This window comes from Streptosporangium sp. NPDC050855 (assembly GCF_044456585.1).
In the GTDB taxonomy this organism is placed as follows: domain Bacteria; phylum Actinomycetota; class Actinomycetes; order Streptosporangiales; family Streptosporangiaceae; genus Streptosporangium; species Streptosporangium longisporum.
The window spans coordinates 62,584-82,982 of sequence record NZ_JBITFY010000008.1 but is presented as its reverse complement, the minus strand read 5'-3'; the positions used below and the strand labels follow the sequence as shown (position 1 = coordinate 82,982).

General features: G+C 73.2%; 21 protein-coding genes. 9 read left to right on the top strand and 12 right to left on the bottom strand.

What is annotated here, in order from left to right; all coding sequences use genetic code 11:
* Nucleotides 1-121: 121 nt before the first annotated feature.
* Nucleotides 122-1,081, bottom strand: coding sequence for a helix-turn-helix transcriptional regulator (locus ACIBCT_RS17495; protein WP_399189593.1), 960 nt, complete (start codon nt 1,079-1,081; stop codon nt 122-124).
* 94 nt (nt 1,082-1,175) lie between these two features.
* Here ACIBCT_RS17495 and ACIBCT_RS17490 point away from each other — a divergent pair, with 94 nt between their 5' ends.
* From ACIBCT_RS17490 to ACIBCT_RS17470, 5 genes are all read left to right on the top strand, one after another.
* Entirely contained in the window at nt 1,176-1,778 is a 603-nt protein-coding gene (locus tag ACIBCT_RS17490; RefSeq protein ID WP_399189590.1) for a DinB family protein, read from the top strand.
* Nucleotides 1,779-1,907: 129 nt separating this feature from the next.
* Nucleotides 1,908-2,318: a molybdopterin-binding protein gene (locus tag ACIBCT_RS17485; RefSeq protein WP_399189588.1), complete on the top strand. Its 411-nt coding sequence runs from the start codon at nt 1,908-1,910 to the stop codon at nt 2,316-2,318.
* Nucleotides 2,315-3,133 carry a molybdate ABC transporter permease subunit gene (gene modB, locus ACIBCT_RS17480; RefSeq protein ID WP_399189585.1) on the top strand — a complete coding sequence of 273 codons (819 nt, stop codon included), beginning with the start codon at nt 2,315-2,317 and terminating at the stop codon, nt 3,131-3,133. The genes ACIBCT_RS17485 and modB overlap by 4 nt, the downstream gene beginning before the upstream one ends.
* Nucleotides 3,130-4,161 (top strand): ABC transporter ATP-binding protein, encoded by a 1,032-nt coding sequence (locus tag ACIBCT_RS17475; protein ID WP_399189583.1) that lies wholly within the window; start codon nt 3,130-3,132, stop codon nt 4,159-4,161. The genes modB and ACIBCT_RS17475 overlap by 4 nt, the downstream gene beginning before the upstream one ends.
* Before the next feature lie 140 nt (nt 4,162-4,301).
* Entirely contained in the window at nt 4,302-5,162 is an 861-nt protein-coding gene (locus ACIBCT_RS17470) for an NAD(P)-dependent oxidoreductase (protein ID WP_399189581.1), read from the top strand.
* Nucleotides 5,163-5,267: 105 nt separating this feature from the next.
* Here the strand turns inward: ACIBCT_RS17470 and ACIBCT_RS17465 are convergent, their stop codons facing one another.
* The 5 genes from ACIBCT_RS17465 to ACIBCT_RS17445 form a co-directional block, all read right to left on the bottom strand.
* Nucleotides 5,268-6,515 (bottom strand): serine hydrolase domain-containing protein, encoded by a 1,248-nt coding sequence (locus ACIBCT_RS17465; RefSeq protein ID WP_399189579.1) that lies wholly within the window; start codon nt 6,513-6,515, stop codon nt 5,268-5,270.
* A 64-nt stretch (nt 6,516-6,579) separates the two neighbouring features.
* Nucleotides 6,580-8,067, bottom strand: a complete 1,488-nt coding sequence (locus ACIBCT_RS17460) for a sensor histidine kinase (protein ID WP_399189576.1) — start codon at nt 8,065-8,067, stop codon at nt 6,580-6,582.
* A complete protein-coding gene (locus tag ACIBCT_RS17455) occupies nt 8,064-8,750 on the bottom strand; it encodes a response regulator transcription factor (RefSeq protein ID WP_399189574.1) in 687 nt (228 codons plus the stop codon). Before ACIBCT_RS17455 ends, ACIBCT_RS17460 begins: the two co-directional genes overlap by 4 nt.
* A 282-nt stretch (nt 8,751-9,032) precedes the next feature.
* Nucleotides 9,033-9,593, bottom strand: a complete 561-nt coding sequence (locus ACIBCT_RS17450; protein ID WP_399189572.1) for a DUF1772 domain-containing protein — start codon at nt 9,591-9,593, stop codon at nt 9,033-9,035.
* Nucleotides 9,594-9,716: 123 nt separating this feature from the next.
* Nucleotides 9,717-10,574 carry an NAD(P)H-binding protein gene (locus ACIBCT_RS17445; protein WP_399189570.1) on the bottom strand — a complete coding sequence of 286 codons (858 nt, stop codon included), beginning with the start codon at nt 10,572-10,574 and terminating at the stop codon, nt 9,717-9,719.
* 80 nt (nt 10,575-10,654) lie between these two features.
* On the opposite strand from ACIBCT_RS17445, the gene ACIBCT_RS17440 reads away from it, so the two are divergent.
* Nucleotides 10,655-11,644, top strand: a complete 990-nt coding sequence (locus ACIBCT_RS17440) for an AraC family transcriptional regulator (protein WP_399189567.1) — start codon at nt 10,655-10,657, stop codon at nt 11,642-11,644.
* 204 nt (nt 11,645-11,848) lie between these two features.
* Here the strand turns inward: ACIBCT_RS17440 and ACIBCT_RS17435 are convergent, their stop codons facing one another.
* Nucleotides 11,849-12,523 (bottom strand): VC0807 family protein, encoded by a 675-nt coding sequence (locus ACIBCT_RS17435; protein WP_399189565.1) that lies wholly within the window; start codon nt 12,521-12,523, stop codon nt 11,849-11,851.
* Between the two features lie 168 nt (nt 12,524-12,691).
* Between ACIBCT_RS17435 and ACIBCT_RS17430 the strand changes: the two genes are divergently transcribed.
* The gene (locus ACIBCT_RS17430) at nt 12,692-13,303 is read left to right on the top strand and encodes a TetR/AcrR family transcriptional regulator (RefSeq protein ID WP_399189563.1); all 612 of its coding nucleotides are present in this window, start codon (nt 12,692-12,694) and stop codon (nt 13,301-13,303) included.
* A 175-nt stretch (nt 13,304-13,478) separates the two neighbouring features.
* Entirely contained in the window at nt 13,479-14,144 is a 666-nt protein-coding gene (locus ACIBCT_RS17425) for a TetR family transcriptional regulator (protein WP_344899842.1), read from the top strand.
* A 193-nt stretch (nt 14,145-14,337) separates the two neighbouring features.
* Here the strand turns inward: ACIBCT_RS17425 and ACIBCT_RS17420 are convergent, their stop codons facing one another.
* Nucleotides 14,338-15,273: a hypothetical protein gene (locus ACIBCT_RS17420; RefSeq protein WP_399189561.1), complete on the bottom strand. Its 936-nt coding sequence runs from the start codon at nt 15,271-15,273 to the stop codon at nt 14,338-14,340.
* Between the two features lie 220 nt (nt 15,274-15,493).
* Between ACIBCT_RS17420 and ACIBCT_RS17415 the strand changes: the two genes are divergently transcribed.
* Nucleotides 15,494-17,407, top strand: a complete 1,914-nt coding sequence (locus ACIBCT_RS17415) for a glycoside hydrolase family 15 protein (RefSeq protein ID WP_399189559.1) — start codon at nt 15,494-15,496, stop codon at nt 17,405-17,407.
* A 456-nt stretch (nt 17,408-17,863) separates the two neighbouring features.
* Here ACIBCT_RS17415 and ACIBCT_RS17410 read toward each other — a convergent pair whose 3' ends face one another.
* From ACIBCT_RS17410 to ACIBCT_RS17395, 4 genes are all read right to left on the bottom strand, one after another.
* A complete protein-coding gene (locus ACIBCT_RS17410; protein ID WP_399189557.1) occupies nt 17,864-18,136 on the bottom strand; it encodes a hypothetical protein in 273 nt (90 codons plus the stop codon).
* Between the two features lie 230 nt (nt 18,137-18,366).
* Complete coding sequence (locus tag ACIBCT_RS17405) at nt 18,367-19,032, bottom strand: phosphatase PAP2 family protein (RefSeq protein WP_399189555.1); 666 nt, start codon at nt 19,030-19,032, stop codon at nt 18,367-18,369.
* A 40-nt stretch (nt 19,033-19,072) separates the two neighbouring features.
* Nucleotides 19,073-19,750 carry a phosphatase PAP2 family protein gene (locus ACIBCT_RS17400; RefSeq protein WP_399189553.1) on the bottom strand — a complete coding sequence of 226 codons (678 nt, stop codon included), beginning with the start codon at nt 19,748-19,750 and terminating at the stop codon, nt 19,073-19,075.
* Between the two features lie 104 nt (nt 19,751-19,854).
* A complete protein-coding gene (locus ACIBCT_RS17395; protein WP_399189551.1) occupies nt 19,855-20,358 on the bottom strand; it encodes a hypothetical protein in 504 nt (167 codons plus the stop codon).
* Between the last annotated feature and the right edge of the window lie 41 nt (nt 20,359-20,399).

Below are 20,399 nucleotides of genomic sequence, written 5' to 3'. Positions count from 1 at the left end.
GGCAGAACTGCCCACACCCTAAGATGACGGACAAGTCACCGCAATGTTTCGACAAAAAATTGCAAGGTAACGACTTTGCTGCCGGGAGATTACGGAGGCGGGAGCAGGGGCGGGAGGCGGATCAGGCCCCGGCCCGGCCGAACCGGGCGCCCCAGTCGCGGACCCGATCGAGGAGTTCGGGCGGGCCGAGGACGCGGAAATCGGTGCCGAGCACGCCCAGTGCCATGATCGGCCAGTCCAGGGAGTCGGAGGTCATGCGCACCCGGCAGTGCCCGGCGTCGACCTCCTCGACCGTGCACCACCTGCCGACCCGTTCACGCGCGACCGCGGCCGGGGCGTCGGCCAGGACCTCCACCCGGTAGGGGCGGGGCAGTCCCTCCAGGCCGGAGCGGACGAACTCGGCGGCGTCGGCGGCGGGCAGGTCGCGGGGCCGGAACCGGGAGCCGTCGCCCTGCGGCGCGGCGAGCCGGTCGACCCGGAAGCTGCGCCAGTCGTGCCGGGTGAGATCGTAGGCGACCAGGTACCAGCGGCGGCCGAGACAGACCAGCCGATGCGGTTCGGTGTGCCGGTCGGTGCGCCGTCCGCCGGCGGCGGTGTAGGAGAAGCGGAGCCGTTCACCGTCCCGGCAGGCCAGCGCGACCGTGGTGAGCACGCCCGGGTCGACGCCCGCCCCGGCCGGGTCGTCCCAGCCCGCGGGCACGGTCATCGCGCGGAGCGCCTCGACCTGGCGTCGCAGCCGGGCCGGCATCACCTGCGCCACCTTGGTGAGCGCCCGCACCGAGGACTCGGCGAGGCCCTCCACCGCGCTCTGCGCGGCGGCCTGCAGCCCCACGGCCAGCGCGACCGCCTCCTCGTCGTCGATCACCAGAGGCGGCAGCGACGCGCCCGCGGCGAGCTCGTAACCGCCGTCCACGCCGCGCCGCGCCTCGACCGGATAGCCCAGCTCGCGCAGCCGGTCGATGTCCCGGCGCAGGGTGCGGGCCGAGACGCCCAGCCGTTCGGCCAGTTCGGTGCCCGGCCAGTACCGGTGGGTCTGCAGCAGCGACAGCAGTCGCAGCGTCCGGGAGCTCGTGTTGGCCATGTGTCGATTCTTCCGTGATTCAGGTCAGGAAGTGACCGCTATGCGGCCTAGCGTGGAACCTGACCGCGGAACAGAGGAACGGAAGGCGGAGACCATGAGCGAGGCCACCGACGTCGGCGCGACGGCCACCCTGGACGACACCGGCGCACCCCTCACCGATGCGCCCGTCACCACCGGCGCGCCCGCCGTCATCGGGGAGCGCGCCGATCTGCTGGCGATGCTGGCCAAGCATCGGCACTTCCTGCGGTTCACCGTCCGCGACCTCACCGACGAGCAGGCCGGACGGCGGAGCACCGTCAGCGAGCTGTGCCTGGGCGGGCTGATCAAGCACGTCACGTCGGCCGAGCGGGGCTGGGTGGACTTCATCCTGAACGGCCCGGCGGCGCAGAGCGACTTCGCCGACATGACCGAGGCCGACTGGGCCCGGCGGGAGGACGAGTTCCGGCTGCTCCCGGGTGAGACGCTGGCCGGGGTGCTGGCCGACTACGCCGAGGTCGCCCGCCGGACCGACGAGGTGGTCGCCACCCTGCCCGATCTGGACGCCACCCGGCCGCTGCCGGAGGCCCCGTGGTTCGAGCCCGGTGCGCGCTGGTCGGCCCGCATGACGCTGATGCACATCATCACCGAGACCGCCCAGCACGCCGGCCACGCCGACATCATCCGCGAATCCCTCGACGGCGCCAAGAGCATGGGCTGACACCGCGATCCGCGGCGGGGCGGGAGGCTCACGTACTCTCAGCTGCCAGGGCGGGGTGCCGGGGCATGACGCGGATGCGGTGCGGGGACGACGCGGACACCGGTAAGTGCGAAGGTAGGCTGACCCTTCGTGACGATGTTCCGGATCGGCGAGGCCGCCGCGCTGCTGGGGGTCAGTCCCGACACCGTCCGCCGCTGGGTGGACGCCGGCCGGCTCCCCGCCCGGCGGGACGAGCACGGCCACCGGACGGTGGCCGGTGAGGATCTCGCGGCGTTCGCGCGCGCGCAGATCGAGGCCGAGAGCGGGTCGGGTCGTTCGTCGGCGCGGAACCGCTTCCGCGGGATCGTGACCGAGGTGGTCAGGGACGCGGTGATGGCCCAGGTGGAGATCGCCGCGGGGCCGTACCGGGTGGTGTCGCTGATGAGCCGCCAGGCCGCCGACGAGCTGGGCCTGGACGTGGGGGTGGTGGCGGTCGCCGTGATCAAGTCCACCAACGTCGTCGTGGAGATCCCCGAGGACACCCGTACGGCGGGCCGATGAGCGGTGGGCGGCCCGGGGGGTCCTCCGGCGGCGTGACGGGCCGCCCGCCCTGGGTGCTGGTGCTGCCGGCCCTGGTGGGGATCGCCTTCCTGACGCTGCCGCTGGCCGGGCTGCTGGTACGCGCCCCCTGGTCGTCCCTGCCGCGCAGGCTGGCCGAGCCGCAGGTGCTGGAGGCGCTGCGCCTGTCGCTGGTGACCGCGACCGTGGCGACACTGGTCTGCCTGCTGCTCGGCGTGCCGCTGGCGTGGCTGCTGGCCCGTGTCGCCTTCCCCGGCCGCCGCCTGGTACGGGCGCTGATCACCGTCCCCCTGGTGCTGCCGCCGGTGGTCGGCGGGGTCGCCCTGCTGCTCGTGCTGGGCAGGCGCGGCCTGGCCGGCCGGTGGCTGGAGGAGACCTTCGGCGTCACGCTGCCGTTCACCACCGCGGGCGTCGTGGTGGCCGAGGCGTTCGTCGCCATGCCGTTCCTGGTCATCAGCGTCGAGGGCGCGCTGCGCGCCGCGGACCCGCGCTTCGAGGAGGCCGCGGCGACGCTGGGCGCCTCCCGCTGGGTGGTGTTCCGCCGCGTGACGCTGCCGCTCATCACCCCCGGCGTCATCGCGGGGGCCGTGCTGTGCTGGGCCCGCGCGCTGGGCGAGTTCGGCGCCACCATCACGTTCGCCGGCAACTTCCCCGGCCGTACCCAGACCATGCCGCTGGCCGTCTACCTGGCCCTGGAGACCGAGCCCGAGGCCGCGATCGTGCTCAGCCTGGTCCTGCTGGCCGTCTCGGTGATCATCCTGGCCGGGCTGCGCGACCGATGGGTGGGCGGGCCGTGACGCTGAACGCCCACCTCGTCGTCACCCGTCCCGGTTTCGGCCTGGACATCGAGCTGGAGGTGGCCTCCGGCCAGGTCGTCGCCCTGCTCGGTCCCAACGGCGCGGGCAAGACCACCGCGCTGCGCGCGCTGGCCGGGCTCACCGGCCTGTCCGCGGGACGGATCGTCCTGGACGGGCGCGAGCTGCACGCCATGCCGGCCGAGCGCCGCCCGATCGGCATGGTCTTCCAGGACTACCTGCTGTTCCCCCACCTGTCGGCCCTGGAGAACGTCGCGTTCGGACCGCGCTGCCACGGCGTCCCCAGGGCGGAGGCGCGGCGCACCGCCGCGGCGTGGCTGGAGCGCGTCGGCCTGGCCGCGTACGCCTCGGCCAGGCCGCGCCGGCTGTCGGGCGGGCAGGCCCAGCGCGTCGCGCTGGCCCGCGCCCTCGCCGTCGGCCCCCGCCTGCTGCTGATGGACGAGCCGCTGGCCGCGCTGGACGCGCACACCCGCCTGGAGGTCCGCTCCCAGCTGCGCCGCCACCTGGCGGACTTCGCCGGCGCGACCGTCCTGGTCACCCACGACCCGCTGGACGCCATGGTGCTCGCCGACCGCCTGGTCGTCGTCGAGAACGGGACCGTCGTCCAGCACGGCACCCCGGCCGAGGTCGCCAGGCGCCCGCGGACCGACTACGTGGCCCGGCTGGTCGGCCTCAACCTCTACCGGGGCACCGCCTCGGGCAGGCGGGTGACCGTCGGGGAGGTGGTCCTCAGCGTCGCCGAGCAGCAGGACGGCCCCGTCTTCGTCGCCTTCCCGCCCAGCGCGGTCGCGCTCTACCGGACCCGCCCGGACGGCAGCCCGCGCAACCTCTGGCAGGCGACGATCGAGGGGGTCGAGCGGCACGGCGACAACGTCCGCATCCACCTGGAGGGGCCGATCGCCGCCTCGGCCGACGTCACCCCGGCCGCGGTGGCCGACCTCGACCTCACCCCGGGCCGGTCGGTCTGGGCGTCGGTCAAGGCCATCGAGACGCACGCGTACCCGTCCTGACCCTCGGCCGCGCACCCTCGCGGGACGTCGAAGGACGACGGGGGGACGGCACGGGGTGACGGGGATCGTCGCGGGTCACCGCGTGGCGCCGGGGCGCGTCCGGTGGCCGCGGGCACAATGGCGGGAAGGGGGGATGATCTATGCGCGTCGCCGTACTCGGCATGGGCGTGATGGGGCGGGCGATGACCCGGCGGCTGCTGACGCTCGGATTCCCGGTCACGGTGTGGAACCGTACGCCGGGCCGCGCGGGCGAGCTGGTCGACCTCGGCGCCGTGGAGGCGGGCTCGCCCGCCGAGGCCGCGCGGGGGGCCGACGGGGTGCTGCTCTCGCTCACTGACGACCAGGCGACCCTGGAGGTGGTGTCCAGGCTCGCCGAGATCGGCTCCGGCGATCCGTCCGGGGGCCCGGTGGTGGCCGACACGAGCACGGTCGCCCCGGACACCGCGCGGGCGCTGCGCGACCTGGCCCCGGGAGGCCGGTTCGTGGCCGCGCCGATCCTGGGCTCGTCGCCCAGCGTCGTCGAGGGACGGGCGATGGTCCTGGTGGGCGGCGAGCGCGGCCTCGTCGACGCGCTCAGACCGGTGTGGTCGCAGGTGTTCGCCTCCTACTCCTACTGCGGCCGCGACCCGGGCGACGCCCTCGTGTTCAAGCTGCTGAACAACTACCTGCTCATGTCCGGGATCGCCGTGCTCGCCGAGGTGGCCGCCGCGGGCCGGGCGGCCGGTGCCGACGAGACGCTCCTGCACGACCTGCTGATGCGCTGGCCCACCGTCGCCCCGGCCCTGCACGACCGGCTGGACGACGTTCTCGACGGTGACCACCGGGGCTGGTTCACGACCAGCCTGGCCGCCAAGGACCTGCGGCTCGCCGCGGGCCTGACCGGGCCGGACGGGCCCGCCCTGCCGATCGCCCGGCTGGTCGAGCGGCGCTACGCCGAGGCGGCCGAACGCGGCTGGGGCGAGGCCGACATCGGCGCGGTCGTGGAGTTGCTGCGCGCGTGACGGCCGCCGCGTCACGGCCCCCTGGAATCACGAGCGGGCCTCGCGGGTCGCGACCGGGTCCCGCCGGTCACCGGCGGGACCCGCTCGCGGACGACTCCCCGCCGGTCACGGGCGGGTTCTGGCCACCTCCGCGGCCACGGCGCGGAACGCCGTCACGGCCTCGCGCTGGTCGTTCTCCGCGTTGGAGGCGACCGACTTGACGATGACCACGTCGTGCTCGGGGGAGACGTAGATGTACTGCCCGCCGAACCCGGCGGCCATGAAGTCGTCCCCGCCGTCGCCGCCCAGCCACCAGTGCAGCCCGTAGCCCGCGTTGAAGGAGGCCGACGGCCTGGTCGACAGGTCCACCCAGGAGCTCGGCACGACCTGGCTCCCCTTGGCCATCCCGTCGTTGAGGTAGAGCAGGCCGAACCGGGCGAAGTCGCGGTCGGTGGCGTGGAAGCAGCAGTAGCCCAGGTTGTCGCCGTTGCCGTCGTTGCCGACGCCCAGCGTGAACTCCATGCCCGCGGGCTTCCAGATCTTCTCCTGCACGTACCGGTGGAACGGGACGCCGGAGACCGTGCTGACGAGCTTGGCGAGCACGAAGGAGTTCATGCTCGTGTACTCGAACCTGCTGCCCGGCTCCCAGCCGCGCACCTGCCGCGCCGCGATCCTGGCCACCGGCCTGCCCTGGTTGGCGGCCACCTGCACGCGCGGCACGTCGGTGCGCTCGTCCCACTCGATGCCCGACGACATCCGCAGCAGGTTCCGGATGGACACCCCCTCGTACCCCGAACCGCGCAGTTCGGGCAGGTAGGTGGTCACCGGGTCGTCGATCGAGGAGATGAGGCGCTCGTGCAGCGCGATGCCGACCGCGGCCGAGGTGAAGGACTTCGCCACCGACCAGGACTGGAAGCGGGTGTCCCGGTCCGCCGAGACGTAACGCTCGTACACGATCTTCTGGCGGTCCAGGACGACGAAGCCGTTGGTCCCGGTGCGCTCCAGGAAGTCGGCGAGGGTGTGCTGCCGCCCCTCGTGGGTGTAGGTCACCGAGAGCGCCCGGGGGGCGCTCGTCAGCGTGACCGGGGTGGCCGAGGGGTTCACCAGGTCGAGGGAACCGGGCGCGGCCTTGATCTTTCCGGCTCCGGCCCTTCCGGTCGCGCGCTTCTTGACCGTGCCCTTCGTGGTCGTGGCCGCTCTCCCGGTCCGGGTGGCGCCGGGGGTGGGGGCGGCGTGGGCCGCGGGCGCGGCGGCGAGGGCGGGGCCGGGGGCCGCCGTCCCCGGCAGGGCGGCGGCGGGGACCGCCCAGGCGGTCACGGCCAGTACGGCGGCCGTGGCGACGGCGGGTCTTCGCAGGTGACGACTGATGCTCATGGTCTCTCCACAGGTCCGGGCGGCGAGCCGGCCGCTCTGATACGGCAGGGATCATGACGTACTTTCATGGCAGATCTCTGGCAGGAGCCGGGAGGGTCCCGGCGGATCGCGCGTCCTCCACGGGCAGGCGCACCTCGACACGCGTCCCCGCACCCGGCTCGGCACCGCCCGGGTCGGCACCGCCCGGGTCGGCACCGTCCGGCGGGCCCGGTTCCGGGCCGGTCACCGTGACCGTGCCGCCGTGCAGCACGACCTGCTGCCGGACGAGGGTGAGGCCGAGACCGGCCCCGGGGCTGCCTGCCCGGCGGTGGAAGCGGGTGAAGACGGACTCGCGTTCGGCGGGCGGTATGCCCGGCCCGGTGTCCTGGACGCCGAGCACCGCCTCCCCGTCCGCCGTGCGGAGCGTCACGGTGACCACCGCGTGACCGGTGCCGTCCGCGCCGTGGATCGCGGCGTTGTCGAGGAGGTTGTCGACGACGACCCGGAGCCCCTCGTCCCATCCCCTCACCGGCAGGTCCCCCGTACCGGAGAGGGTGATCGCGGCGCCCGGGTGGCGGCGCCGCGCCTCCTCGACGGCGGTGGCGGTGATCTCGGCCAGGTCGGTCCCGGTGAAGGCCGCGGGCTCGACCAGTTCCCCCCGCGCCAGGCGGCGGAGCATGGTGACCAGCCGCTGCGTCCGGTCGTGTTCCGCCCGCAGGTCCGCGATGATCTCGGCTCGCTCCGCAGGGTCCAGGGCGGGGTGGTCGAGCAGGCCGAGGTTGGTGCCCATGCTGGTCAGCGGGGTCCGCAGCTCGTGCGAGACGGTGGCGGCGAAGGCGCGGGCGGTCTCCAGCGCCTCGGCGGTACGGGTCACCGCCGCGTCCCGCCGGTCCAGCAGCTCGTTGAGCAGGCGGGCCAGCTCGTCGACCTCGACGACCCCGGAGGCGGTCGCCAGCCGCGTGTCCGAGACGGCGGGCACGTCGAGCTCCCTGGCCTGCCGGCGCAGCACCGTCAGCGGCCGTACCGCGAGCCGGCCGAGCCGGAAACCGGCCGCGGCACCCGCCGCCGCGGCGACCAGGGTGACCAGGACCACGCGCTCGCGGAGCACCGCGAGGTCCCGGTCGAGGTGCTCCTCGGCCTCGAACACCCACAGCCGGCCAGAGCCCTTCAGGACGCCCAGGCCGGAGGTGGTGAACCGCCAGCTCCGGCCGCCGTCGGAGAAGGTGGCCGGTCCGTCCCGGCCGGTCGCGGGCATCGTGGCCGGTACGTCCCCGATGACGAGCGGTGCGGCACCGGGGACGTCGACGCGCACCCCGCCAGGGTTGCCGGCGCTCAGCGCCGCCGTGGCCAGTCGCCGGGCGATCAGGTCGGGATGCACCTCCGGCACCAGGCGGACCCGCCACATGTACGACGTGGCCATCGGCGCCAGCGCGCGCGTCCGCAACGCCAGCCCCCTGTCCCGCTCGGCGCTCAGGTCGTGGGAGACCAGGCTCAGCACGAGCATGCCGCCCAGCAGCACCAGCAGCGGGACGAGCACGGCGAGGCAGACCGCGAACCGGGTGGAGAGCCTCACCCCCGCACGTCCCGCAGCACGAACCCGACGCCCCGCACCGTGTGCACCATGCGCGGCTCGCCCGCCGACTCCAGCTTGCGCCGCAGGTAGCCGACGAAGGTGTCCACGGCGTTGCCGGTCACCTCGAAGTCGTACCCCCAGACCCGCTCCAGCAGCACCGGCCGGGACAGCACCAGGCCCGCGTTGCGCGCGAAGACCTCCAGCAGGTCGAACTCGCGCCGGGTCAGCTCGACCTCCCGGCCGTTCACGGTGACCCGCCGGGCGGCCGGGTCGACCGTCAGCGGCCCCACCCGGACCGTCTCCCCGGCCGCGCGACCGGCCCGCCGCAACAGCGCGCGCAGCCGCAGCACCAGCTCGTTCAGGTCGAACGGCTTGACGACGTAGTCGTCGGCACCGGCGGCCAGCCCGGCCACCCGGTCGGCGACCTCGTCCATGGCCGAGAGCATCAGCACCGGCACCTCGGCGCCGCGCGCCCGCAGCCGCCCGCACACCTCGATCCCCGACAGGCCCGGCATCGAGACGTCGAGGACGATCGCGTCCATCTCGGCGCCGTCCACCAGCTCCAGCGCGCGACGGCCGGAGTCGGCGGTGTCCACGTCGAAGCCCTCCAGCCGCAGCCCCCGTCGCAGCGAGCGCAGGATCGCGGGGTCGTCGTCGACGGCGAGAATGCGGTGTCCGGTCATCGCGGGCCCCCTGCTCGTCAGCGGCCGGCACCTGCGGTCCCGGCCGGCCTCCCGGGACGCGCCGGTCCGTCGCCCCCGCGGAACGGGCGGTGGACCGGCAGACAGGCATCCTGGCAGAAGCCCGGCCGGGAACCCAGCCCGGCCGCGAACCGCTCGATGCCTGACCCCTGACCCCTGACCCCTGACCCTTGCCCCCGGGCCGCGCGGGCCCTCGGCCGTACGTCTCCCGGCCGTGACGTACCGGATGTCTCGCGCCCCCGTGGCGGAGACATCCGGTACGGCTCACCCGGCCGGTGACCCGATGCGCCCGTGCAGGACCAGGGCCCAGGCCAGGCAGGAGAAGGCGGCGACGCACGCCACCGTGCGCGCGACGTTCCAGCGGACCCACGCCCCCTCGAACCGCTCGCGCACCGCCGCGAGGTCCGCGACGCGGTCGGGATCCCCGGCCGCGTCCAGCGCGTTGTTGAGCGGCACGTTGACCGCGAACGTGATGCCGAGCATGACCGCGTACAGCACGAACGCGGCCACGATCCACGGGAACACGGGCCTGCCGTCCCCTCGCAGGTGAAGGACCGCGGCCAGCGCGATCAGCGGCACGGCGCCGGCGAAGCAGACGCCGAACCAGCCGTTGAGGATCGCCACGTTGATCCGCTGCATCGCGGTGACGAAGGTACGGTCGTCGGCCCGGCCCAGGCCGGGCATGACGGAGCAGGCGTAGGCGTAGAACAGGCCCGCCGTGAGCCCCACGGTGACGGTCGCGCCGATCAGCGCGACGCTTCGGAACAGTGTCATCTTCGCGACCTCCACGGTCGTCACCGGGTACGCGACCTTCGCGGTCGTCACCGGACGTTACGGGAACACGGGAACACGGGAACACGGGGACACGGTGGGGGCGGCGCGTCGTCCGTCCCGTCGGTGCCGGCGGCCCCGCCCGGACCGTGCCGGGCCGGGGCGCGGGCCGGTGGGTCAGCCGCCCCAGACCCCGGTGGCGGCGGTGTCGCGCGCGTACCGCGTGAAGTCCCGGGGCTCCCGGCCGAGGGCCCGCCGGACGCCGTCCCCCAGGTGGGCGTTGCGGCCGTCCAGCACGGTGCAGAACAGCGCGGTGAGCTGCGCGGCGTGCTCGGCCGGGACGCCGTACCCGACCATCGCGGCCTCGTACTCCTCCGGGGAGACCGCCACGTAGCGGATCGGCCGGCCGGTCGCCTCGGAGATCTCCGCGGCCGCGTCGGCGAAGGTCAGCAGCCGGGGGCCGGTGAGCTCGTAGAGCTCGCCCACGTGCCGGTCCTGCGTCAGTGCCGCGACCACGACGTCCGCGATGTCGTCGGCGTCGACGAACGGCTCCTTCACGTCGCCCGCGGGGAACGCGATCTCCCCGGCCAGCACCGGGTCCAGCAGGTAGTCCTCGCTGAAGTTCTGGCAGAACCAGGACGCCCGCACGATCGTCCACTCCAGCCCGGAGCCGCGGACCGTCTCCTCGCTCAGCCCGGCCTCCTCCTCGCCCCGGCCGGACAGCAGCACCAGCCGCCGTACGCCGCTGCCGGCCGCCTGCGCGACGAACGAGCGGACCGTCTCGGTGGCGCCGGGGAACGCCAGGTCGGGCTGGTACGTCAGGTACACCGAGCCCACGCCCCGCAGCACCGGCGCCCACGTCGCCGGGTCGTTCCAGTCGAACGGCGGCTCGCCCGAGCGGGAACCGGCCCGCACCGGCACGCCGAGCGCGGTGAGCCGCTCCACCACCCGCCGTCCGGTCTTGCCCGTCCCGCCGAGGACCAGCGTCGTCGCGGGGTCGTTCTTGTCGCCATCGGTGTGGATGTTCTCCGTCATGTGTCCAGTGAACCGTCAGGGAGTGAGACGGACCATGGTTGAGAAGCGCACTTCCATGTTCCGGCGTCTAGGGTGAGGTGATGGACGCACTCACCGACTTCCTGGACGGGCCGAGGGCCCGGGGAGCGTTCCTGCTCCGCTCGATCCTCAGCCCGCCCTGGTCCCTGCGGATCCAGGACCGGGCGCCGCTGGCGCTGGCGGCCGTCGTGCGGGGTGAGGCGTGGATCGTCCCCGACGACGGGGACCCGGTACGGCTGGGCCCGGGGGACGTCACCGTCATCCGCGGTCCCGCCCCCTACACGGTCGCCGACGATCCTGCCACGCCCCCGCAGGTGGTGATCCATCCCGGGCAGCACTGCACCACCGTCGACGGGCGGGACCTCTCCGACGCGATGAGCCTGGGCGTGCGCACCTGGGGCAACGACCCGCACGGGTCGGCGGTGATCCTCACCGGTGCCTACCAGATGCGCGGGGAGATCAGCCGGCGCCTGCTGGAGGCGCTGCCCCCGCTGCTGGTCCTGCCCGAGGACGCCTGGGACTGCCCGATCATCCCGCTGCTCACCGACGAGATCGTCAAGGACGAGCCGGGACAGGAGGCGGTCCTGGACCGGTTGCTCGACCTGCTGCTCATCGCCGTCCTGCGGGCCTGGTTCTCCCGCCCGGAGGGCGGTGCCCCGGCGTGGTACCGCGCCCACGGCGACCCGGTGGTGGGCAAGGCCCTGCGCCTGCTGCACAACAATCCCGCCCATCCCTGGACGGTGGCCGGCCTGGCCGCCGAGACCGGCGTCTCCCGCGCGTCCCTGGCCCGCCGCTTCACCGACCTGGTCGGTGAGCCGCCCATGGCGTTCCTCACCGGCTGGCGGCTGGCCATGGCCGCCGACCTGCTGCGCGAGACCGACGCCACCGTCGGCGCGGTGGCCCGGCAGGTCGGGTACGGCAGCTCGTTCGCGCTCAGCACCGCCTTCAAGCGGATGCACGGGGTCAGCCCGCAGGAGTACCGTGCCGGGGCGCACGCCGTCGGGACCGGCCATGACGCCTTCGCGCCCGCGCGACGGGCACGGACGGGCTGAGCGAGGGGTTTCACCGCTGCCTCGGGCTTCCCGGACCCGGAGGATCCCCGGGCCGTGAGTGCCGCGGGCCCCTGTGCACCGCGGCCCCGGTGCACCGCGAGATCCTGTGCACCGCGAGGTCCTGTGCATCGCGGGTGCCCTGGACGCTGTGGGTGTCCTGTGCGCCGCGGGTGGTTCTGGACGCGGCGGGTGCCGGCGTCGTCCTCAGACGGTGAGGGAGCGCGCGGCCCCGGCCGCCTGCTCGCCGCGCTTGCCGTACCAGGAGCTCCACAGGCCGAGCAGGGCGATGGTCGCGACCAGGATGACCGACGACAGCCCGGCCATGACGTCGGTCGGCAACAGGTAGACCAGCGGGATCCGCGCGGCCGACTCGACCAGGAGCGCGACGCCCCAGACCAGCGTCATCACCAGGTAGACCCGGCGGAAGGCCGGCTCGGCCGCGTACAGCACGTCCCAGCGCCGTGCCGTCTCCGCGTTCTCGGCGCCGAAGCGCTTGGCCACCGAGAAGGCCGCCGGACGCCCGGCGGCGCAGGTCGCCAGGAAGACCAGGCCCGCCACCGCGGTGGTGACCGACTTGAGGGCGAGGACGAACTTCTCGTCGCCGGTCATCAGGGAGAGCGCGAACCCCACCCCGAACACCAGGCCCATGAAGGCGGCGAAACCGTCGAAGCGGCGGCGCCGGAGGGCGACGTAGGCCACCCGCAGCACGCCCGCGCCCGTCGCGGCCAGCATGGCCGCGTACTCGCTCACGCCCAGCGCGCGGCACCCGTAGTAGGTGGCGATCACGGGGGCGACGTCCCACAGCACCACCGAGACGATCCCCTCGCGGCCCTCGCGGATCGTGCCGTCCTTGCCGCTCTCGTTGGCCGAGTCCTTCATCGCCACACTCCCGAAACTCTCGTCCGGCCGGTCGCCGGGGCGGTCCACCACCCGCCGGACGTCCGGCCGGAGGCGTTCCTTCGATGTCTTAACGCAAAATCTCTTGCTTTAAAGGAGCGTAGGGTCTGGGAGAGGTTAAAGCAAGAAATTTTGCATTAGGGTGTGGGAATGGCAGCCCAGCAGCCCGCCCGCCGTCCCGGAGGCCGCACGGCCCGCGTCCGTGCCGCCGTCCATCAGGTCGTGCTCGACCTGCTCGCCGAGGAGGGGTGGAGTGATCTCAGCATCGCTCTGGTCGCCGAGCGGTCGGGCGTCCACCAGACGACGATCTACCGGCGCTGGGGCACGGTGCAGGCGCTGATCGACGACGTGATCACCGAACGGCTGACGCGGCTCTCCCCGGTTCCCGACACCGGGACGCTCCGTGGCGACCTGGAGGAGTACGCCGTCCGGCTGGCCGAGGACGTGGCCGGGGCCAGGGGCGCCCTGTTCCTGCGCGCCGCCATGCTCGGCACCCACGCCGGAGCCGCCTCGGACGTCCCCTCGGGTGCCACGTCCGGGGCCGAGGACCCCGCGCACGTCTACATGCTCGACCGGGGCGTCCAGCTGCAGGCGATGCTCGACCGCGCGGCGGGGCGGGGGGAGAGCCCGCCGACCCTGCTGGAGCTGCTCGAGGTGGTGCAGGCGCCGCTCTACTTCCACGCGGCCTTCTTCAACAGGCCGGTCGGCGCGGACCACGCGCGGGCGCTGGTGGACCGGCTCCTCTCGCTGCCACGACCGTGATCCGTGGCGCCGGCGGATCCGCAGGGCCGACGGATCCGGACGGTCGCCGGTCCGGACGGCCGATGATCCGCGCCGACGGGTCCGCGCGGTCGTGATCCTCCCGCCGCGAGCGCGCGCGGACGGCCTCCTGCGCCCCCTGTAGCATCGCCATCACCGAGAGAAGGGGAGCCGGCCGGTGGCGAGGAGAGCAGCCGGGACGGTCGCGCGTACGGTGCTGACCCGGGCGCGCGTGGTGCGCGCCGCGGTCGAGCTGATCGAGCGCGAGGGCGTGGACGGGCTGTCCATGCGGGCGGTCGCGGCCGAGCTGGGCGTCGCCGTCATGTCCCTGTACAACCACGTGCCGAACAAGACGGCCCTGCTGGAGGGCGTGGCCGAGTACGTGGTGGCGGGGATGGACCTGCCCGACGATCCCGGCGAGGACTGGAAGCTCAGGGCGCGGACGCTCATCCGGGCCTTCCGCAAGACCGCCCGCGACAACCCGCGGTCGATGACGGTGGTGCTGACCCACAAGATCGACACATCGATCGGCCTGCGGCCCGCCGAACGGGCCCTGGCGATCGCCGAGAGCGCGGGGTTCGACGGCGAGACGTCCGTCCGGATCATGCGGGCGATGCTGGCGTACGCGCTGGGCGCGCAGATGCGCGAGGTCGGCACCACGAAGATGCTCGACTATCTGCACCGGAACCCGGCCGATACCTTCGCCGGGCTCGACCCCGAGCAGTTCCCCCGGGTCATCGCGCTGGCCCCGGAGCTGGCCAGGCACGATCCGGAGACCGACTTCGAGTTCGGCCTCGACCTTCTCATCGCCGCGCTGGACGCGCTCCCGCGTACCTCGGCCTGAGCGCGCGGGCCGCACCGCCGCACCGGCAGGACCGGCAGGACCGGCAGGACCGACCGTGACGCCCAGCCACCGACGCCCGGCCCGGCCGGAACGGCCGCTCAGGCCGGAACGGGCAGCCGGGTGGGAACGGCCGGCCGAGCCGGGACGGGCAGCCGAGCCGGGACGAGCGGCCGGCCCCGAACGGCCGGTCGGGTCAGAACAGCCAGTCGAGCAGGCCGCCCCTGCCGGAGTCGTCGTTGCCGCCACCGTCCTGCACCGGAGGCGCCGACGTCGGCTCCTCGCTGGGGGTGGGGCTCTCGGAGGGCAGCGACTCGGTCGGCGAGGCCCCGGGCTCGGAGGTGACCTCCGCCCTCGGGGGAGTGGAGTTCCGGGACTCCTCGTCGCGCTCGGGCCGCCGGGTGGGTTCCGGCTCGGCCTCCCGCGACGGGGTGGTCCGGGTGGGGGAGGGACGGGAAGACGGCTGGTTCCGGGCGGTCCGGCTCGGAGCGGGCGTCGGCTCGGCGGTCGCGGACGGGTCCTCGCCGCGCTCCCCGGTCTCCTCGGGAGTGGGCTTCGCCGTTCTCGGCGGCTGCTCGGCGACGGAGCAGCGCGCGCCGGGCGAGCACGCCTCGCCGGACGAGCCGGGCGTGGAGGTGGAGAACGCCAGGCCGCCGACGATGCCCGCGGCCACCATGCCGCCCACGACCGCCAGCAGGATCCTGGACCGGCCCCGGCCGCGGCGCTCCCGCTCGGAGTCGGTCTCCTCGCGCCACCCCGAACCCAGGAAACCGCGCGCCCGCGTCGTCTCGTCGTCCTCGTACGGCGGCACGACCGTGCCGTCGACGTCCGTGGTCTCGCGGGGGTCGTCGGGGTAGACCCTCTCCCTGGACCCGTCGTTCCGGATGATCTCCCGGGATCCGTCCACGTGAACGATCACCTGCGTGCCGTCGCCCCGCGCGTCCTCCTGCAGGCCGAGCTCGCTCCACCCGTCCGGCAACACGTCCAGCATGTCCGGTACGTCGCTTGCCGGGCGGTCGGACCTCGGCACCGCTCCCATGGGGCCGGTCCGCTCGCGAGGATCGTCCTCGTACGGTTCCTGGATGTCGTCGCGCCCCACGATGCCCCTCTCCGATGTGATCTGGTCGGGCATCCTATGGCAGATCCGACAGACAATTGTCCGAAAAGCTCACAAATCACTGAGGATAACGTGACTTATGAGGTTTCGGTGGTGACAATCCGGAAAGCCTAGGCCGGACACGACGCACCCGGCGACCGGGCCGTGCCCCCGGCCCCGGAGCAGGTCCTGCGATTCGGTACGACCTCCCGGGCCTCGGACGTGCTCTTGGACGAAGTCGGGGTAGAAAGGGCGCATGACAGCGGATCCACCGGCGGGGGTGCTCCCCGGTTCCTCCCCCTTTCCACCCATCGCCGACTACGCGTTCCTGTCCGACTGCGAGGTCACGGCCCTGGTCGCGCCGAGCGGGAACGTCGAGTGGCTCTGCCTGCCGCGGATGGACTCCCCGAGCGTCTTCGGTGCCCTCATGGACCGGGGAGCGGGCGGTTTCCGGCTCGGTCCCGCCGACCTGAGGGTCCCGGCCGCGCGCCGCTACCTTCCGGGCACCATGATCCTTGAGACCAGCTGGGGCACGCCCACCGGCTGGATCGTCGTGCGGGACCTGCTCCTCATGGGGCCCTGGCACCACGACAGCGAGCTCTCGCACACGCACCGCAGGGCACCGACCGACTACGACGCCTCCCACGTGCTGCTCCGTACGGTCCGCTGTGTCAGCGGGGAGGTGCAGATCACCCTGGACTGTGAGCCGATCTTCGACTACGGCCGCCGTCCCGCCGTCTGGTCGTACGGCGAGCGGGGGTACCACCAGGGCATCGCGACCGCGGAGGGCGAGGACCTGGAGCTGCGGCTCACCACCGACATGCGGCTGGGGTTCGAGGGCGGGCGTGCCACGGCGCGCACCCTGCTCAAGGAGGGGGACTCGCGCTTCTGCGCGCTGTCGTGGACCGCGCACGAGCCCCCGTACACCTTCAAGGAGGCCTACGACGGGCTGGTGTGGACCGCGCACCACTGGCAGCACTGGCTGGCCAGGGGCGACTTCCCCGACCACCCGTGGCGCAGCTACCTGGAGCGCAGCGCCCTCACCCTCAAGGGGCTGACGTTCGCCCCGACGGGCGCGCTCATCGCGGCGGCGACCACCTCGCTGCCCGAGACCCCGCACGGTGACCGCAACTGGGACTACCGCTACACCTGGATCAGGGACTCCACCTTCGCCCTGTGGGGCCTGTACACGCTGGGCTTCGACTGGGAGGCCGACGACTTCTTCTGGTTCATCGCCGACGTCGCGGAGCGGGACCAGGAACTCCAGGTGATGTACGGCATCGACGGCGAGTCCAAGCTGGACGAGGAGATCCTCGACCACCTCTACGGGTACGAGGGCGCCAAGCCCGTCCGGGTCGGCAACGCCGCCTACCTGCACCGCCAGAACGACGTCTGGGGCGCCGTCCTGGACTCCTTCTACATCCACACCCGTTCGCGGGACCGCCTGGACGAGCGGATCTGGCCCATCCTGAAGCGGCAGGTCGAGTCGGCCATCCGCAACTGGCGGGAGGCCGACCGGGGCATCTGGGAGGTACGGGGCGAACCTCAGCACTTCACCTCGTCGAAGGTCATGTGCTGGGTGGCGGTGGACAGGGGTGCGCGGCTCGCCCGCCTGAGGGAGGACCCCGAGCTGGCCGCGCGCTGGCAGGTGGTCGCCGACGAGATCCACGCCGACGTGTGCGAGTACGGCGTCAGTGAGCGCGGGGTGTTCCGCCAGCACTACGACACCGACGCCCTGGACGCGTCGCTGCTGCTCATCCCGCTGGTGCGCTTCCTGCCGGCCGACGACCCGAGGGTCCGCGCCACCGTCCTGGCCATCGCCGACGAGCTGACCCGCGACGAGCTGGTCCTGCGCTACGAGACCAAGGAGACCGACGACGGACTGACCGGGGAGGAGGGGACCTTCACCATCTGCTCGTTCTGGCTCGTCTCGGCGCTGACCGAGATCGGCGAGCACGTCCGCGCCCGCAGGCTCTGCGAGAGGGTGCTCTCCTTCGCCAGCGCCCTCGGCCTGTACGCCGAGGAGATCGACCCGGTGACCGGGCGCCATCTGGGCAACTTCCCCCAGGCGTTCACCCACCTGGCGCTCATCAACGCGGTCATCCACATCATCCGCGCCGAGAGCGGACACCCCGCCCCGCCCGCGTGGCCGACGTCGGACGCGTCATGACGTGTACGGGCGCCCCGAGCACCCGGGGCGCCTGGCTAGGCTTCCGGGTATGAATCGTCGGTTGATCGCCATCGTGGTGCTCGTCGGCCTGCTGGCCACCAGTGGCCTGTCGGTGGTCCTGGCCTGGGGCCTCAGCGGCTGACACCTGGTCCGCGCCTCGGCTGTCCGGTCCGGAGCCTCGGCGCCTGGTGCACGCCGCACAGGCCTGTCCGGAACCTTGGTGTCCGGTCCGGGCCTCGGCGGCCGATGTCCGACCGGGGTCACGGCGCCGCGGGCCCGCCGGGCGGACCTGACCTCCGCCGGGCGAACGCGGGGCCTGCCGGACGGCGCGGGTCCGGCGGGCGGCGCCCTACGGCCCGGCGAGCGCGGAGACGATGCCTCGGTCCGCCGCCGGATCCTGGGAAGGCCGGGCCGTCGGATGCCCCCGACGCCACGGGCCCTCCCCGAGAGAATCGCCTAGGCGATCACCATCGAGTTCTGCCCCGCGGGCTGCGCGTGCTGCTGCTGGGCGACGGGCCTGTGCTGCTGCTGCTGCCGGTGGGCCGCCTGGTCGGCGGACTGGGGCTGCTGATGGCGGTGGGCCTGCTCGGCGGGCGCCTCGGTCTCGGCCGGGCAGGTGCAGTAGCCGTTGGAGACGATCAGGCGCCCCCGCTGCGCGGTGTAGGTGCGCGAGTCGGTGGCGAGAAGAACACCCGTGCATTTCTGGCAGACGACGGACTGGCGGTCCATGGGCCGGCTTCCTTCCTTGGGGTAGCCGTCGAACGTCTCTACGGTCCGGCCGGCTGGCTGCTCGTGCCCCGAAGGGGAGAGTTGAATCTCCCTATCGGGGTTTCTATCTTACTTCGTAGCACAGAGCGATCATTGAGCCACACGAAGTCACAGATGTAGGACTTGGTGTCGCTGCTTCACAACGGTCTCATGCGCAACGCCCCGGCGGGTGGGGAACCCCCCGTCCCGCGCTAGGTTCGCAGCAGGCTCCCCTTCCGCTCGGAGATGACCGGCTTGAGGAGCAGGGCGTTGGCGGCCACCGCGATGCAGACCAGACCGAGCAGGAAGCCCCAGCTCACGTCGCTGAGGTGGTGCATCCCGCGGTACATGCGCGAGTAGGCGATGCCCACCGGGATCCCCAGGCCGACCAGTACCCACACCACGTTCAGAATCTTGAACCGGTGGGTGTGCAGGATCAGCACCAGGGCGATGCCCGCGTAGAAGGCGACCGCGGCGCTGGTGTGCCCGGAGGGGAAGCTGGAGGTGGGCGGAGCCGGGTCCAGGTGCTGGACGGCGGGACGCTTGCGCTGGGCGAAGACGGTCGCCAGCAGGAAGATCGCCGACTGGGAGAAGACCGCCAGCGCGAGGAAGATCGACTCGTTCCAGCGCTTGAAGACCAGCCGGAAGACGACGACAAGGACCGCCGTGCCCGCGATGATCACCGGTGTGTCGGACAGCCCCGACAGGGTGTCGGTGATCGAGCTCCAGTACGCGGTGCGGTCACCGGCCAGCTTCTCGTTGACTCCCCTGTCGTTGGCGATGAGAGTCGTCGTCTGCAGGACCTTGGTGATGAGGAGGCCGACGGCGATCGTCAGGACGGCCATGGCGACCAGCGGCATCAGGATCAGGCGTGTCACGCCTTTGAAGTCCACCGACATTTTCGACATGGCGCGCCAGCTACCCCGAACCGTCCTCTCGGAACGCGTCAGGCTCGACACCTTCCATGTGCGGTTCGACGGGCCTGCGGCCCTCTCCCCGGCGCCAGGCCTCGAACCCGGCCGCCGTCCCCACCACGACCACCACGCCCAGCGCGACCCCGGCGATGACGTCGCTGGTCCAGTGCACGCCGAGCGCCACCCGGGTGTAGGCGACGAACACCATCACCGCCACCGCGGCGCCCCACAGGGCGAGCCGGGCGGCCAGGGTCCGCAGGAAGGGCAGCGCGATGAGCACCAGGATGCAGGCGCCCAGCGCCGCGCCCATGGCGTGACCGGACGGGAAGGAGGCACCCGGTGCCCAGGCCACCGGCTGCGGCAGGTCGGGCCGGGCGCGGTCGACGATCCCCTTGATCGCCAGGTTCAGCAGGCCGCCGAAGGTGATCGTGGCGACCGCCCAGGCCGCCAGCCGGGGCGCTCCGCGGTACCAGAGCCAGCCCGCGGTCAGCACCACCAGCACGCGCCAGGTCCAGGGCCCGAACACCTCGGTCCCGATGGCGAGGAAGGTCGTGTATCCCGGATTCTCCAGGGCATGGGCGTGCAACGACAGCGCCACGCCCTCATCGAGGTCCTTGAGCGGCGAGGAGGAGGTCTGCACGAGCACGAGCAGGACCACGAACGGCACCGCGAGGATCGCCACGGACGCCAGGGCCAGTGTCAGCCGTACGCCCAGTCGCAGGTCAGCGGAGTGATCGTCTGCCCGGCGGGACGATGAGGGTCCACCTTCGATGAATCTGACCATCGTCAAGGGCTACCCGCTCCCCGGTGAATATTCACCGTACGGGAGGTGACGGACGGTTTCCGGCGCCGGGAACCCCGCCGGATCGCCCGATCGGACGCCTCGTGGTGGCGCCACTCGGCCTCGGTGAGCGCCGGGTGACCCGCGTACGCGTCGAGCACGGCCTCCAGGTGCGACGACGGGGCCGCGGCGTCGTCCAGGACCCGCCCGCCCCCGCCCGGACCGAGCTCCGCGGGCTCCGCGAGCTCCGCGGGCCCTGCGCACTCGGCGGGCCCCGAGCACCCGGCGAGCCCCGAGCACTCGGCGAGCACGTCGAGCCGCGCGGCGCGGGCCGTCCACCACCGGCGGCTCAGCTCGGCCAGCAGGCCGTCCGTCCCGCCGAACTCCCGCTCGATCTCCTCCTCCCACCGGGCGGGGAGGATGACGTCACCGGTGCGGGCGAGGTCGCGCAGGACCAGGCGCGCCAGCTCGCGCCGCCGGACCAGGACTGAACGTGACAGAGTGCTCATACCGCTCACCCTGTCGATCCCGGTTTGCCGAACGCTCAACG